The organism is Mesorhizobium loti, from assembly GCF_003148495.1.
In the GTDB taxonomy this organism is placed as follows: domain Bacteria; phylum Pseudomonadota; class Alphaproteobacteria; order Rhizobiales; family Rhizobiaceae; genus Mesorhizobium; species Mesorhizobium loti.
This window is the reverse complement of record NZ_QGGH01000017.1, coordinates 35,074-48,564: the sequence shown is the minus strand read 5'-3', so window position 1 is coordinate 48,564 and position 13,491 is coordinate 35,074. Positions and strand designations below refer to the sequence as shown.

The following is a 13,491-nucleotide window of genomic DNA, read 5'->3' as shown; positions in this document are numbered from 1 at the left end:
AAATCATCCTTTGCGGTAGCGATGCGGAGTGAAGGGCAGGGAGCTGATGTCGACTGGGATTTTCGTGCCGCGAACATCGGCAAAGACCCGCGTTCCGGGCTTGGCCAGCGGTGCCGCGACATAGCCCATGGCGACCGGATGGCCGGCCGAGGGGCCGAAGCCGCCCGATGTGACATGGCCAGCGGGCTTGCCGTCGGCATCAAAGAGCGCGGCACCGCCGCGCACCGGCTGGCGGCCTTCCGGTTTAAGCCCAACTCGCTTTTGCGCGGGTCCTCGTTCCACGGCGGCGCGGAGCGCATCGGCGCCGATGAAAGCGCCGGAAGCGCGGATGTCCTTCGGGATGGCCCACATCAAGGCGGCGCTGGCCGGGTCGGTCTCCGGCGTGATGTCCTGGCCATGCAGGCAGAGCCCTGCCTCCAGCCGCAGGCTGTCGCGGGCAGCCAGCCCGATCCACAGCACGCGTTCATCGTCGAGCAATTTCGCAACGAGATCGCGCGCATCGGCCTCCGGCAGCCCGATCTCGAAACCGTCCTCGCCGGTATAGCCCGAGCGGCTCATGAACCAGTTCTTCCGCGGTTCCACACCGTGCATGAACAGCAGCGAGCCGGTCTCGATGCCGGCGCGGGAAAGAGCAGCCCAGGCCTCCGGACCCTGGATCGCGAGAAAGACGCGGTCGAGCGGCTCGACCTTGGCGTCGAAATCCGCGGCAAGCGCACGCAAATGCTTTTCGTCGGCCACGGCGTTGCCGGCATTGGCGACCACCATGAATCTGATATCGCCAAGCCTGGTGACGATCAGATCGTCCAGAATGCCGCCTGCCTCATTCAGGAAGAAGGACAATTTGGACTGCGAAATCTCGAGCGCGCCGGCGTCCAGCGGGCAAGCACGGTTGAGCAGCGCAACCGCCTCCGGTCCGCTGACCTCGAACAGTTTCATATGCGAGATGTCGAACAGGCCTGCCCGTTCGCGGGTGTGAAGATGTTCCTTCATGACGCCGGCCGGATAGGTCAGCGGCATCGACCAGCCGGCAAAGGCGCCAAAGCGCGCACCGGCGGCCATGTGGATATCTTCTAGGGGGAGGTGTTTTGTGTCGCCCGTCATGTCGTCTCCAGAGTCGCACGCAATCGGTCGCGAATGGCGACCAGTCCGTGCCCCTCTGTCTGAAGCCTGAGAGACTCGCGCTGCCGGAACTCTGTCAGCGGCGCTTACACCTTCGGCGCGGGGGCAAGCCCCGACTTTCCAGAGTGTCTTTCCCGTCTACGGTTCTTTTGCCTGAGAGATTTCGGGCGATTTCCCCTTCGGCGGCAGCTTTCGCTGCTCTCTCCCGCAAACAGGTAGGACTCGGACCCTGAGTCCTCGACGCGCCATCCATAGCTTGTGCGCGACGGCTTGTCACCTGTCAGCGACATCTAAAGCGCGTCGCGCTGAAACGGAGTCAGGCGACGCACTTTAGCTCTCTGTTTTGATGCATGTCGTTCGCCCAAACCCGCGGCACACTTTTGGGCGACATGCATTGGCCGACAAGTCTTCGCTAACCACGCCGTTTGCCGGTTTTTCAAGACACTGCTGATATGGTGGCAGGCATGACGCTTTGGGGCTGGTATTGCCGGCGGCGGACGGGGACGACAAATGGGCGAATTGATCATGAGTGCGCCGGTGGCCGGGCTGACCTCGAAAAGCAGCATCGCCGCGGAGGATGTGGCGATGCTGCGCCATGAGGTGTTCGGCGATGGCGTGGTGACGCGCGGCGAGGCCGAGGCGCTGTTCGCGCTCGACGCCACGGCCAAGGACAAATGCCAGGAATGGCCGCCCTTCTTCATCGAGGCGGTCACCGACTACATCGTCCACCAGGAAAAGCCGTCGGGCTATATCTCGCAGGACAATGCCGACTGGCTGATCCGTACGATCTCGCGTGACGGCATGGTCGACAGCCGGACCGAACTCGAATTGCTGGTCCATGTGCTGGAAGAGGCGAGATCGTCGCCGGGTCAGCTTTGCGTCTATGCGCTGGAGCAGGTGGCGCATGCCGTTATCGACGGCAAGGGGCCGCTGATGCTCGGCGGCGCACTGGTTCCCGGTTTGATCGCCAAGGCCGAGGTCGAGCTGCTGCGCCGGATCCTCCATGCCCATGGCGGCGACGGCAACATCGCCATCACCCGCGCCGAGGCCGAAGTGCTGTTCAGGATCAATGAGCGGACCGCTCAAGGACACAACGATCCGTCCTGGAACGACCTGTTCGTCAAGGCGATCGCCAATTTCGTCATGTGCTCGGCCGGCTATGAAGCGCCGACGCGCGATGTGGCGCTGCGCCGTGATGTCTTCCTCGAACACGCCGATCCGGAAATCGGCGGTTTCTTCAGCCGCATGATCTCCGGCGGTCTTGCCGGCATCATGGAAGCCTATCGGTCTCCAGGCGACATCGAGGCCGAGTGGGAAGCCAAGAACAGGGCGGCCGAGGCCCTGGCCCGCCGCGCCGAGACGATCGATGCCGGCGAAGCCGGCTGGCTGATCGAGCATATCGGCGCGGACCGGCCTCTGTACGAGAACGAACGCGCGCTGCTGACGCTGATCAAGCACGCCTCGCCGGAAATCCACCCGGCGCTGAGGCCGCTGCTCGACAAGGTCGCCTGACCGGCAAAGGTTGCCTGATCAGATCTGGCCTACATCGATGTATATCCGGGCGAGGCCTTCCCGAACGGTCGACATGGCATCGGCGACACTGATGGCGATGTGGTCATGCATGAGCCTGGCGGCGCTGTCGGCATCGCGGGCGACCATGGCCCGGGCGATCTCGCTGTGTTCGGTGTAAGTCGTCGACAGTCGCCGGTGCTTCTCCACTTCGATCTTGCGAACGAAATGGATGCGCGTGTTGATGCCTTCGAGCATGCGCGCCAGTTCGGGATTGCCTGACAGCCTGGCGATGCGGATGTGAAATTCCTCGTCCCTGGCGGTCAGTTCGGCGCTGGAAAATGAGTCGGCTCGCGCCATGGTCAGCGTCCACCAGTCGACGAGCGCGGCGAGTTCCTCATTGGTCGCGCGCTGGATTGCCAGCCTGAGGGAGCGGTCCTCGAGCACGGCCCGCACATCGGAAAGATTGACGATTTCGTCGACATCGAAGCCGCGGCAGAAGAAGCCGCGATTGGTCTGGAAGGTGATGAGTTCCTCCGTGACCAGCCGCTGGAGGGCCTCCCGGATCGGGCTGCGGCTGACGTTCAGCCTCGCGGCAAGCGCCACTTCGTTGATGCGTTCGTTCGGCTTGAAGCGATAGTCCATCGCCATCCGACGGATCTCTTCATAGACACGCGGGCCGGTCTTGATTGGCTTGGATGCCGACGCCGCATTGTTGTCCTGGTTGCTTTGCCTGGTGGGTCGGAGCATGGCGTCGGTCAAGCCTTTGCGGCGCTTGGTTCGGCGAACCGCGCCTGTGTGGGAAGGATACCATCGAGGGCGATTGGCGCGGCCCGGCCGGCGATCAGATCGGCGACGATGCGGGCCGATCCATGCGCCATGGTCCAGCCGATATGGCCGTGGCCGGTGTTCAGCCAGAGGTTTTTGATGTTGCGCCGGCCGAGGATCGGCAGATTGTCGGGCGTCATTGGCCTCAGACAGGCCCGCATCTCGGCACGATCATAGGCGATACCGCGTGGAAAAAGATTCTGCGTGACACGCTTCATGAACGCGAAATCGGAGGGTTTGTGGCTAAGATCATAGCCTGCAAACTCTGCGGTGGCGGTGACGCGGATGCGATCGCCCATCGGCGTGATGGCAACGAGGTTGTGCTCATCGATCACGGGAAGTTTTGGAGCCAGGGCCTGGTCGACGATGGGAATGGTCAGCGAATATCCCTTGATCGGGTAGATCGGCAGACCGAGGCCGATCTTGCGGGCAAGGATCGGGCTTTCCGCGCCCAGGCACAGAACGTAGGTGTCGGCCAACACCTCTCCCTTGTCGGTGACGACCCGGGTGATCGCGTCGTTCCTGCGTTCGATCCCGACGATCCTGGTGTCTGTCAGGATCTTGCCGCCCCTCGTTTCGACGATGGCCGCCAGTGCGCGCGTGAACTTGGCGGCGTCGCCGGTTTCGTCGGTCGGACACAATATGCCGCCAGCAATGCCGCCGCGCGACGAAGTCAGCGCCGGCTCGCGGTCAACGATTTCCTGCGCGTCGACAATGCGGATCTCCTGGCCGTCGGCCTCCAGCAGGCACATGTTGGCAACGCCCTTGTCGAGCGCCTGACGGCTGCGGTGGAAGTAAAGAATGCCGGCCGAGGTCCTGTCGTATTGGATCGCTTCCTCCCTGACGACCGCCTGCAGGACCGATTGGGAATGGACTGCAAGCCGATGTTTGAGCAGCGTGTTGCGACGCGCCCTTGCGGCCGTGCACTCCCTCAGGAAGCGCAGCGACCACGAGTAGAGATGCGGGTCGGCGGAGAGTTTGAAACGAAGCGCCTGGTCTTTCTGGAACAGCGACTTCAGCAGGATTTTTGGGGCGGCTGGCGATGACCAGACGAAAGAGTGACCGGGCGCGATCATGCCGGCATTTGCCCAGCTTGCGCCCTCGGCCACCTGCGGTGCCCGCTCGAGAACGGTGACCTGATGGCCATCCTTTTGCAGCTGATAGGCCGTGGTGATCCCGACCACGCCCCCGCCCAAGATCAATACGCGCATTGCCGTTCCAATGGCTGTCGTTCCTATTGTCGACAATTCAATAGGAAGACGCCGATCCTTGTCAACGGCGCAAGGGCGGCGACTGACAAGTGATCCACCTAAGCGTAGAATTTAGGCGTTTCCGGTTTCCAAAATCCGCACGGAGCCCTTGACACCTTCGGCAATGTTGCCGTTTTCTATTGTCGACAATTCTGATTGACATCAGGAAGGGGACTACACCATGGACGCCCCGGTTACCCGCGCCGACGAAACGCTTGTCCTCGACAAGGAACACATTCCCTTCAAGACCGACGACGGTATTGGCACCCGCGCCAATCTCGGCCTGCTCGTGCTGCGGACCGACCAGACCATCGAGGATGAATTCCGCTATGCGCTGCCCGCACGCGACATCGCGCTGTATGAGGCGCGGCTCTACAGCGATGTCGAGATCACGCCGGAGAACCTGATGAAGATGTCGGCCGTGATCCCGGCAACGGTCGGGCTGCTGCCCGACGTCAAGTTCGATGTGATCGGCTTTGCCTGCACCTCGGGAGCGCTTGTCATCGGCGAGGACAAGGTCGCCGCGCGCGTTCACGAGGTGCTGCCAGGCGTGCAAGTGACCAACCCGGTGACGGCGGCACGGGCCGCGCTGAAGGCCCTAGGCGTCTCGCGGATCGCGCTGCTCACCCCTTACCTGGCGAAAATCAATCACTCGCTGCGTGCATCGCTGATGGCGCGAGGAATGGATATCCCGGTCATGGGCTCCTTCAACGAGGCGGACGACAATGTCGTTGCACGCATCACGCCGGCATCGGTCAAGCAGGCCATCTTGGAGATCGGTGCGTCGAGCGACTGTGAGGCCGTGTTCGTTTCCTGCACCAGCATGCGCGTTGCCCGGATCATCGAGGAGGTCGAGAAGGAATTGGGGAAACCGGTCACCTCGAGCAACCATGCACTTGCCTGGCATATGCTGCGGCTTGGCGGCATTGGCGAGCAGATTGCCGGAAAAGGCGAGCTGTTTCGCTGTAGGCCTGGCCATCTTTAGAGGCGCAGCGGCTTGGCGGCATTGGCGAGCAGATTGCCGGAAAAGGCGAGCTGTTTCGCTGTAGGCCTGGCCATCTTTAGAGGCGCAGCGTTTGCGGCTGCGGTTCAGATGCCACCGTACCAGTCGTAGCCATTGTCTTCCCAATAGCCGCCCCTGCCGCCGCCGACAGTGGCAAAGCCGTCGACGAGTTCGATCTTGTAGAGATATTTCGGCATCTTATAGCCGAGCTGGCGCTCGACGCGGACACGCAGCGGCGCGCCGTTCTCGACCGGCAACGGCTTGCCGTTCAGGCCATAGGCGAGGATCGTCTGCGGGTGACGGGCATCGATCAGGTCGATGGTGCCGTAATATTTGATGTCGCCGGAGAGGCTGCGGTCGATCGTGTCGAGGCAATGGAACATGACATAGCGCGCCTGCGGTTTGACCACCGCCTGGTCCAGCACCAGCGACAGCGGCGTGCCGGTCCATTTGGCGATGCAGCTCCAACCTTCGACGCAGTCATGGCGGGTGATCTGGGTGCGGCTCGGCATGTTCTGAAGCTGCTCGCGGCTCAGCGACAGCGGTTTTTCGACCAGGCCTGTAACCTCCAGCCGCCAGTCGGCGAAGTTGTTGGCGAGCAGACCTTTGTAGATATCGTCGTCCGGTGCCGTGACCCCGTTCGGCCGTTGCGGCTGGCGGATGTCGGCCTCGGTGAATTCGGGCGCCAGCGTATCGCGTCCGGCAAGCAAGCGTTGCGCCCGGTATGTCAGGCCATTGGCGTTTTCCAGGAAACTGCGCAGGCCGCTGCCGATGCTCAGCTGGCTGTCGAAAGCGTCGCAGCCCGACAGCATGATGCCGGAGGCGCCGAGGCTGGCACCGGTGAGGAATTTGCGGCGGCTGATCTCAAACTTCGCCATGTCAGGCACTCCTCTCGACGGGTTTGTCGTCCTGTGCGGGAGGATCGGTGCGATACCAGCCGGTGATGATCGAGCGCAGTTCGTTGATCGGGCCGGCGGCCAGGATCATCAGGATATGGACGACGAAGAAGGCGACCAGAAGCACCATGACGGTGAAATGAATGGTGCGTGCCGTCTGCCGGCCACCGAGCAGATCGTTGAGGAACGGCAGCACCGAATTCATGCTTGGCGACATCGCCAGGCCGGTGATGATCATCAGCGGCAAGAGCACGAATAGCACACCGCCATAGGCCATCTTCTGCAGCGTGTTGTATTCCCGCGTGTGGTGGAATTTGAGCTTTGCGTGGTCGATGATGTCTTGCGGCAGCCGCTTGAGATCATCGAGGCGTGGCGCGAGATCGCGCCGCAGATGGCCGTTCACAGTGCTGGCGACCAGCCAGACGATCAAGGTCGTGGTCAGTATCCAGGCAAAGAAGAAATGGATGACGCGGGCGGTGCCGAGATCATAGTAGGACGGGATCGTCGCCCAGGACGGAAAGGCGCGGGACGTCTCCTGGCCTGCCGGCCCCGACCAGCCTAGCACCCCAGTGGTGTCGAAGCGATGTCCAAAGATTTCGGTGTAGCCGCGTAGCCCGGCGTTGGTGTTCTCGGCGCCGATGGCCAAGATGGTGTTGTTGTAGTCGAAGCCCGACTGCTTGCCGATATAGAGCTGCGGACGGGCATTGAAGATCTGCAGGCCGGACAGCAGCATGAAGAACAGCGAGATGGCCCAGAGCCAATGCGTCAGCCGGGTCCAGCGCGACTGCCGGTAGATCAGCGTTGTGTCGTTCGACGCAGAAGCGCCTGGGCCGGCGGATTGGCTTCTGGCAACGGATTCCATCTTGTCTCGTCTCCCGACCTCGCGGCGTGGCCTGCGCGTTCATTGTCCTCCTGATACGTCGCGATCCAAACCAATGTTTCATCCGATCACGGATTTATTACGGAGCGCCCAAGCTGACGGCGAGATTGACGGCGGCTGCGACGATGACCGTGTTGAAGAAAAACGACAGGATCGAATGGACCAGCACGACACAACGCATATGCGTCGTCGAGATGTTGGTGTCGGCGGTCTGCGCCGTCATGCCGATCACCGTCGAGAAGTAGAGGAAATCCCAGCCTTCCGGCCGTTTGTCGCCTGGGAACAGCAGTCCGCCGACCGGGATCTTCTTCTTGGTCTCGGCATCGACCGCATCGCCGTCCATCCAGTAGACATGGGCATAATGGAGCGCGGCCATGGCATGGATTGTGAACCAGCCGAGTGGGATCGACAGCAGCGCGAAGGTGAGTTCGACAGGGTGGGCGCTGTCTTTCTGGTTGATCAGTTGGAACAGCGAGAAGGTGGCAAAACCGACAACGACGAGCGTCACGGCGAAGATGACCAGCACCGGTTGGTCGGTGGCGCGCGCATTCTTGCTCAGATACCTGCCGGTGAATTTCGGCATCTGGGCAACGACAAGAATGACGTAGGCGGCAAAGAATGCGTTGGCGCCGATCGAATAGGCGAGCGGGGCGTGCAGCAGCAACGCCGTGAGGAGCGCCAAAACGCCGAAGCAGGCCGATACTGCGAACAGCATGTGGCGCTGCATGGGAGGCTTCATCGGGGTTTCGGCAGCCATGGCGGTTCCAACCTTGGATGGCGCTCGGTTTCTATTGCGGTGTGGCGGATTTGAGCGCCCGCCGCAAGATGCGGTCGAGTTCGCCGAGAAACCGCGAACGGTCCTGCGGGGCGAAGCTGGCATTGTAGCCCTTGCTTTCGCCGGTCTCGCGCAAATGCTGCTTGAGATCGCGCATCGCCACCGCCATGCCGATCGTTTCCGGCGTGAAGGGGCGCCCGGTCGGTCCAAGCACGTGCGCGCCGAGTGCCACCGCGCGGGCGGCAAGCGGAATGTCCGCGGTGATCACGATGTCGTTGGATTTTGCGTTTTCGACAATCCAGTCGTCGGCGGCGTCGGCGCCCTTGGACACCACGACGTTGCGGATCATCGGGTCGCGGGAGGGGCGCAAGCCGCCATTGGAGACGTAAGTGACGACGACGCCATGGCGCTCGGCGACTTTTTCGACCTCGGCTTTGACCGGGCAGGCGTCTGCGTCGACGAGAATGGCGGGTGAGGGCATTGTCTCTCCAGAACGAGCAGGGGCCGGAAACTTGTCCGGCCCCATACCTGAAATCTCACGACTGTCAGGCCGGCAGTGCGCCGGACTTCTTCGCCGTCCAGGTCGCGATATAGTCCATCAGGCCGGGGTTGAGGCAGTCATAGGGCTCCAGTCCGATTGTCTTCAACTGCGCACGGATGCCGTCCATCCGCTTTGGATCGACGCCGGACTCGATGATCGACGAGACGAAAGCGGTGAAGCCCGGCGGCGACCAGCCGTCCTCCTCGAAGCGCTCGGGATGGATGAAGGACAGGCCCTTGAACGGGTGGTCGCGCTCGACCGGTCCGTGCATGTGGACGCCGCAGCCGGTGCAGGCATGGCGCTGGATCAACGCCGAGGGGTCCACCACCTTGAGCTTGTCGCCGTTCTCTGTGACGGTGACGTCGCCGGTGCCCGCCACGGCAACCACCGAGAACACCGCGCCTTCCGGCTTCCAGCATTTGGTGCAGCCGCAGGCGTGGTTGTGGGCGATCTGCCCCTTGACCTTCACCTTGACCGGCTTGCTCGTGCAGGCGCAGACCAGCGTGCCGCCGGCAAAGCTCGCGCTCTCCTTGGGCAGGCCGTTGTCGATTTTCGGATGCAGTTTCTCCGCCATTCTTTTCTCCTCCCAGTTGTGAACCACAGAGGTCGCTGGCCGGTCGGTCGGCGGCTTGTGGCTTTCCTCAGTAAACGACGACGCTTCGGATCGACTTGCCCTCATGCATGAGGTCGAACCCTTTGTTGATGTCTTCCAGTTTCAGCAAATGGGTGATCATCGGATCGATCTGGATCTTGCCGTCCATGTACCAGTCGACGATCTTCGGCACGTCGGTGCGGCCGCGCGCGCCGCCGAAGGCGGTGCCCATCCAGGTGCGTCCGGTGACCAGTTGGAACGGCCGCGTCGAGATTTCCTGGCCGGCGCCGGCGACGCCGATGACGACCGACTTGCCCCAGCCGCGATGCGAGGCTTCCAGCGCCTGACGCATGACCTTGGTGCTGCCCGTGCAGTCGAATGTGTAGTCGGCGCCGCCGATCTGGTCGGCGCCGCGCTTGGTCATGTTGACGAGGTGGGGGACGACATCGCCGTCGATCTCCTTCGGATTGACGAAATGCGTCATGCCGAATTTCTCGCCCCAGGCCTTCTTGTCGTTGTTCAGGTCGACGCCGATGATCATGTCGGCGCCGGCAAGCTTCAGGCCCTGGATGACGTTGAGGCCGATGCCACCGAGGCCGAAGACCACGGCAGTCGCGCCTTGCTCGACCTTGGCAGTGTTGATGACCGCACCGATGCCAGTGGTCACCCCGCAGCCGATGTAGCAGATCTTGTCGAAGGGTGCGTCCGGGTTGACCTTGGCCAGCGCGATCTCGGGCAGCACGGTGAAGTTGGAGAAGGTCGAGCAGCCCATATAGTGGAAGATCTTGTCCTTGCCGATCGAGAAGCGCGACGAGCCGTCGGGCATCAGGCCCTGGCCCTGCGTGGCGCGGATAGCGGTGCACAGATTGGTCTTGCGCGACAGACAGGACGGGCACTGCCGGCATTCCGGCGTATAGAGCGGGATGACATGGTCGCCCTTCTTGACGGAGGTGACCCCTTTGCCGACATCGACCACCACACCGGCGCCCTCATGGCCGAGGATGGCCGGGAACAGGCCTTCGGGATCGGCGCCCGACAGCGTGAATTCGTCGGTATGGCAGATGCCGGTCGCCTTGATCTCGACCAGCACCTCGCCCTCGCGCGGACCGTCGAGGTCGACCTCCATGATCTCCAGCGGCTTTCCGGCGGCGACAGCGACAGCGGCGCGGGTTTTCATCAGGCAATTCCTCCAGAGGCGATTTTTGCGCAAGCTTTCAGGTTTTGCCTTGGCGATCAACAGCTAGCTGGTTCCAGGCTTGGGCCAGCATGGAGAATTCTAATCCAAATCGATTGAAAGACCGCGATTGACCCGGCCGGCTTGACCACGCCAGCACAGGCCATAAAAGGAACGGCCGACCCGAGGGATGACATTCCGCATGTTCACCAAAATCCTGATCGCCAACCGTGGCGAGATCGCCTGCCGCGTCATCAAAACGGCGCGCAAGATGGGCATCGCCACGGTTGCCGTCTATTCCGATGCCGACCGCGATGCCGTGCATGTCGAGATGGCCGACGAGGCGGTGCATATCGGGCCTTCGCCCGCGGCGCAAAGCTATCTCATCCCTGAAAAGATCATCGCCGCCTGCAAGGAGACAGGCGCTCAGGCTGTGCATCCCGGCTACGGGTTCCTGTCCGAGCGGGCGGCCTTCTGTGAGGCGCTGGAAGCGGAAGGCATCACCTTCATCGGCCCGAAGCCCAAGGCGATCAGGGCAATGGGCGACAAGATCGAATCGAAGAAGTTCGCCAACGCCGCCAAGGTTTCCACGGTACCCGGCTGGCTCGGCGTCATCGAGAATGCCGACCATGCCGAAAAGATCGCCGGCGAGATCGGCTATCCCGTGATGATCAAGGCCTCGGCCGGCGGCGGCGGCAAGGGCATGCGTATCGCCTGGAGCCAGTCGGAAGTGCGCGACGGCTTCGACCGAGCCCGTTCGGAAGCCAAGAGCTCGTTCGGCGACGACCGCGTCTTCATCGAGAAATTCGTCGTCGATCCGCGCCATATCGAGATCCAGGTGTTGGCCGACGCGCATGGTAACGCGCTCTATCTCGGCGAGCGCGAATGCTCGATCCAGCGCCGCAACCAGAAGGTGGCGGAAGAGGCGCCGTCGCCATTTCTTGATGCCGAGACACGCAAGGCCATGGGCGAGCAGTCAGTGGCGCTGGCTAGGGCCGTTGACTATCAGAGCGTCGGCACGGTCGAATTCATCGTCGACAAGGACAAGAACTTCTATTTCCTTGAAATGAATACACGATTGCAGGTCGAGCATCCGGTGACGGAGCTCGTCACCGGCATCGATCTGGTCGAGCAGATGATCCGCGTCGCCGCCGGCGAAAAGCTCGCCTTAAAGCAAAGTGATATCAAGCTGAACGGCTGGGCGGTGGAAAGCCGGCTCTATGCCGAAGATCCGTACCGCAATTTCCTCCCCTCGATCGGCCGGCTGACGCGCTACCGGCCGCCGGATGAAGGACAATTCGGCGATGTCGTCATCCGCAACGACACCGGCGTCACCGAAGGCTCCGAAATCTCGATGTTCTACGATCCGATGCTCGCCAAGTTATGCACCTGGGCGCCGACGCGTTTGGAAGCGATCGATGCCATGTCGGAAGCGCTCGACAGCTTCGTCGTCGACGGCATCGAGCACAACATTCCGTTCCTGGCTGCCTTGATGCAGCATCCGCGCTGGCGGGAAGGGCAGATATCGACCGCTTTCATATCAGAGGAATATCCCGACGGCTTCGCGCCGGTCGTACCGAACAACGATGAGAAAGCCGTGCTGGCGTCGATCGCGACCGCGGTGGAACTGCTGCGCCGCGACCGGCTCGACCGGCTGGGCGGGCGGCTGGCGCCGCATTCGGGAGCGCTGAAGCGCGACTGGGTGGTGAAGATCGGCGATGACTATCTGTTGGCGTCGATCCTCGAGGGCATGATTTCCATCCCGATGGAAATCGATCTGTCGATTGAGGGCGGCAAGGCGCTGACCGTTGCATCCGACTGGCGGCCGGGCGATCTGATCTGGCGCGGCAAGGTCGGCAAGCGCAAGGTTACGGCTCAGATCAGGCCGGTTGCCAATGGCTTTCGCATTGCCTGGAAGGGCATGTCGGTGACCGCGCGCGCCATGCTGCCGCGCACCGCCGAGCTGGAAAGGCTGATGCCCGAAAAGATAGCGCCGGACACGTCGAAACTGCTGCTTTGTCCGATGCCTGGCCTTGTCGTGTCGATTTCCGTTGCCGAAGGCCAGGAAGTCAAGGCCGGCGAGACGCTGGCGGTGGTCGAGGCGATGAAGATGGAAAACGTGCTGCGCGCCGAACGCGATCTGGTGATCTCGAAACTCAACGCCAGGCCGGGTGACAGCCTGGCGGTTGACGCGGTGATCATGGAATTCGCCTGATTTTTTGCGCCGCAATCGAGGACGGGCAGGCAGCCGCTCCTCGATCTCGGGGTCAAGCGGGCGCGGTCACCATGCTCTGGTCTGTAATGACGTAGACGCAGGCGCGGCAGGCGTCGGCGCCGTGCTGACTGTGCCAGCGGCAGGAGCCGCGAATGGCGCAGCTCGGCAGGTTTTCAGCCGGCGCAATCATCTGCTCGGCCATGCCGGTTAGCACCTTTTCGATGACGCCGCAGGAATTGCCGGTCCATTGCTTGCATTTGCCCTCGACGCAACGGCTGGCAAAGCGGAAGCGCGCTTCCGGGGCGCCGGCCTCGCTTGCCTGTTCGACGAATTCGGCGTCGATTTCGAACCGCTTCGGGATCGGCCGCACGATGCCGTCCGGCCCGACCACGCCGATCAGCAGCGCTCCCGCTTCGGCGCGAGCGCTCGGGCAGGACTTTTCGCCCCCGTCGACGAGCTTGGGGCTGATTGGAACCGGTTTCATATCTGCCAGAGCGCGCCACATGTTCAGCACATCATCCCGACAAAACGGCTAGCCATGAGAATTTCCCTGTTGAAAGACGATTTCACAATGGCAGTGTGCGATTGGCGCGCTCCGTCGACCATGAAGCGCTTCACACCGGTCCCGGATCGGCCTGGCGGCCGGCGGCCACGAGGTTTCCGGGTATGGGCAAGGCGGCGGGACCGAGAACGCTGGCAGGTCAAAGCG

The 13,491-nt window shown here is 62.5% G+C and carries 13 protein-coding genes and 1 riboswitch; of the genes, 3 read left to right on the top strand and 10 right to left on the bottom strand.

Annotation, left to right across the window (positions count from 1 at the left end; genetic code table 11):
- Nucleotides 1-3: 3 nt before the first annotated feature.
- Complete coding sequence (gene gcvT / locus C8D77_RS32445) at nt 4-1,101, bottom strand: glycine cleavage system aminomethyltransferase GcvT (RefSeq protein ID WP_109671504.1); 1,098 nt, start codon at nt 1,099-1,101, stop codon at nt 4-6.
- A gap of 149 nt (nt 1,102-1,250) precedes the next feature.
- Nucleotides 1,251-1,337: riboswitch (glycine riboswitch) on the bottom strand.
- Between the two features lie 292 nt (nt 1,338-1,629).
- Here gcvT and C8D77_RS32440 point away from each other — a divergent pair.
- A complete protein-coding gene (locus C8D77_RS32440; protein ID WP_109671503.1) occupies nt 1,630-2,631 on the top strand; it encodes a hypothetical protein in 1,002 nt (333 codons plus the stop codon).
- Nucleotides 2,632-2,649: 18 nt separating this feature from the next.
- On the opposite strand, the gene C8D77_RS32435 is transcribed toward C8D77_RS32440, so the two are convergent.
- Together C8D77_RS32435 and C8D77_RS32430 are read right to left on the bottom strand one after the other, a co-directional pair.
- Nucleotides 2,650-3,378, bottom strand: a complete 729-nt coding sequence (locus C8D77_RS32435) for a GntR family transcriptional regulator (RefSeq protein ID WP_109671561.1) — start codon at nt 3,376-3,378, stop codon at nt 2,650-2,652.
- Between the two features lie 8 nt (nt 3,379-3,386).
- Nucleotides 3,387-4,667, bottom strand: a complete 1,281-nt coding sequence (locus C8D77_RS32430; RefSeq protein ID WP_109671502.1) for a D-amino acid dehydrogenase — start codon at nt 4,665-4,667, stop codon at nt 3,387-3,389.
- Between the two features lie 220 nt (nt 4,668-4,887).
- Between C8D77_RS32430 and C8D77_RS32425 the strand changes: the two genes are divergently transcribed.
- Entirely contained in the window at nt 4,888-5,691 is an 804-nt protein-coding gene (locus C8D77_RS32425) for a maleate cis-trans isomerase family protein (RefSeq protein WP_109671501.1), read from the top strand.
- 104 nt (nt 5,692-5,795) lie between these two features.
- Here the strand turns inward: C8D77_RS32425 and C8D77_RS32420 are convergent, their stop codons facing one another.
- From C8D77_RS32420 to C8D77_RS32395, 6 genes are all read right to left on the bottom strand, one after another.
- Nucleotides 5,796-6,587, bottom strand: a complete 792-nt coding sequence (locus C8D77_RS32420) for a molybdopterin-binding protein (protein ID WP_109671560.1) — start codon at nt 6,585-6,587, stop codon at nt 5,796-5,798.
- A 1-nt stretch (nt 6,588) separates the two neighbouring features.
- Nucleotides 6,589-7,467 (bottom strand): cytochrome b/b6 domain-containing protein, encoded by an 879-nt coding sequence (locus C8D77_RS32415; RefSeq protein WP_109671500.1) that lies wholly within the window; start codon nt 7,465-7,467, stop codon nt 6,589-6,591.
- 97 nt (nt 7,468-7,564) lie between these two features.
- The gene (locus C8D77_RS32410) at nt 7,565-8,242 is read right to left on the bottom strand and encodes a DUF1345 domain-containing protein (protein WP_109671499.1); all 678 of its coding nucleotides are present in this window, start codon (nt 8,240-8,242) and stop codon (nt 7,565-7,567) included.
- A gap of 31 nt (nt 8,243-8,273) precedes the next feature.
- A complete protein-coding gene (locus C8D77_RS32405; RefSeq protein WP_109671498.1) occupies nt 8,274-8,741 on the bottom strand; it encodes a YaiI/YqxD family protein in 468 nt (155 codons plus the stop codon).
- A 64-nt stretch (nt 8,742-8,805) separates the two neighbouring features.
- On the bottom strand, nt 8,806-9,375 hold the full coding sequence (gfa, locus tag C8D77_RS32400) for an S-(hydroxymethyl)glutathione synthase (protein WP_109671497.1): 570 nt from the start codon (nt 9,373-9,375) through the stop codon (nt 8,806-8,808).
- A 67-nt stretch (nt 9,376-9,442) separates the two neighbouring features.
- Complete coding sequence (locus C8D77_RS32395) at nt 9,443-10,570, bottom strand: S-(hydroxymethyl)glutathione dehydrogenase/class III alcohol dehydrogenase (protein WP_109671559.1); 1,128 nt, start codon at nt 10,568-10,570, stop codon at nt 9,443-9,445.
- Between the two features lie 199 nt (nt 10,571-10,769).
- Here C8D77_RS32395 and C8D77_RS32390 point away from each other — a divergent pair, with 199 nt between their 5' ends.
- A complete protein-coding gene (locus tag C8D77_RS32390; protein ID WP_109671496.1) occupies nt 10,770-12,782 on the top strand; it encodes an acetyl-CoA carboxylase biotin carboxylase subunit in 2,013 nt (670 codons plus the stop codon).
- A 52-nt stretch (nt 12,783-12,834) separates the two neighbouring features.
- Here C8D77_RS32390 and C8D77_RS32385 read toward each other — a convergent pair whose 3' ends face one another.
- On the bottom strand, nt 12,835-13,266 hold the full coding sequence (locus tag C8D77_RS32385; RefSeq protein WP_245951942.1) for a hypothetical protein: 432 nt from the start codon (nt 13,264-13,266) through the stop codon (nt 12,835-12,837).
- Nucleotides 13,267-13,491 lie beyond the last annotated feature (225 nt).

What these genes read in the sequence shown, in the direction of transcription:
- gcvT (WP_109671504.1), bottom strand. Translation starts at nt 1,101, where the DNA reads ATGACGGGCGACACAAAACACCTCCCCCTAGAAGATATCCACATGGCC.
- C8D77_RS32440 (WP_109671503.1), top strand. Translation starts at nt 1,630, where the DNA reads ATGGGCGAATTGATCATGAGTGCGCCGGTGGCCGGGCTGACCTCGAAA.
- C8D77_RS32435 (WP_109671561.1), bottom strand. Translation starts at nt 3,378, where the DNA reads ATGCTCCGACCCACCAGGCAAAGCAACCAGGACAACAATGCGGCGTCG.
- C8D77_RS32430 (WP_109671502.1), bottom strand. Translation starts at nt 4,667, where the DNA reads ATGCGCGTATTGATCTTGGGCGGGGGCGTGGTCGGGATCACCACGGCC.
- C8D77_RS32425 (WP_109671501.1), top strand. Translation starts at nt 4,888, where the DNA reads ATGGACGCCCCGGTTACCCGCGCCGACGAAACGCTTGTCCTCGACAAG.
- C8D77_RS32420 (WP_109671560.1), bottom strand. Translation starts at nt 6,587, where the DNA reads ATGGCGAAGTTTGAGATCAGCCGCCGCAAATTCCTCACCGGTGCCAGC.
- C8D77_RS32415 (WP_109671500.1), bottom strand. Translation starts at nt 7,467, where the DNA reads ATGGAATCCGTTGCCAGAAGCCAATCCGCCGGCCCAGGCGCTTCTGCG.
- C8D77_RS32410 (WP_109671499.1), bottom strand. Translation starts at nt 8,242, where the DNA reads ATGGCTGCCGAAACCCCGATGAAGCCTCCCATGCAGCGCCACATGCTG.
- C8D77_RS32405 (WP_109671498.1), bottom strand. Translation starts at nt 8,741, where the DNA reads ATGCCCTCACCCGCCATTCTCGTCGACGCAGACGCCTGCCCGGTCAAA.
- gfa (WP_109671497.1), bottom strand. Translation starts at nt 9,375, where the DNA reads ATGGCGGAGAAACTGCATCCGAAAATCGACAACGGCCTGCCCAAGGAG.
- C8D77_RS32395 (WP_109671559.1), bottom strand. Translation starts at nt 10,570, where the DNA reads ATGAAAACCCGCGCCGCTGTCGCTGTCGCCGCCGGAAAGCCGCTGGAG.
- C8D77_RS32390 (WP_109671496.1), top strand. Translation starts at nt 10,770, where the DNA reads ATGTTCACCAAAATCCTGATCGCCAACCGTGGCGAGATCGCCTGCCGC.
- C8D77_RS32385 (WP_245951942.1), bottom strand. Translation starts at nt 13,266, where the DNA reads ATGAAACCGGTTCCAATCAGCCCCAAGCTCGTCGACGGGGGCGAAAAG.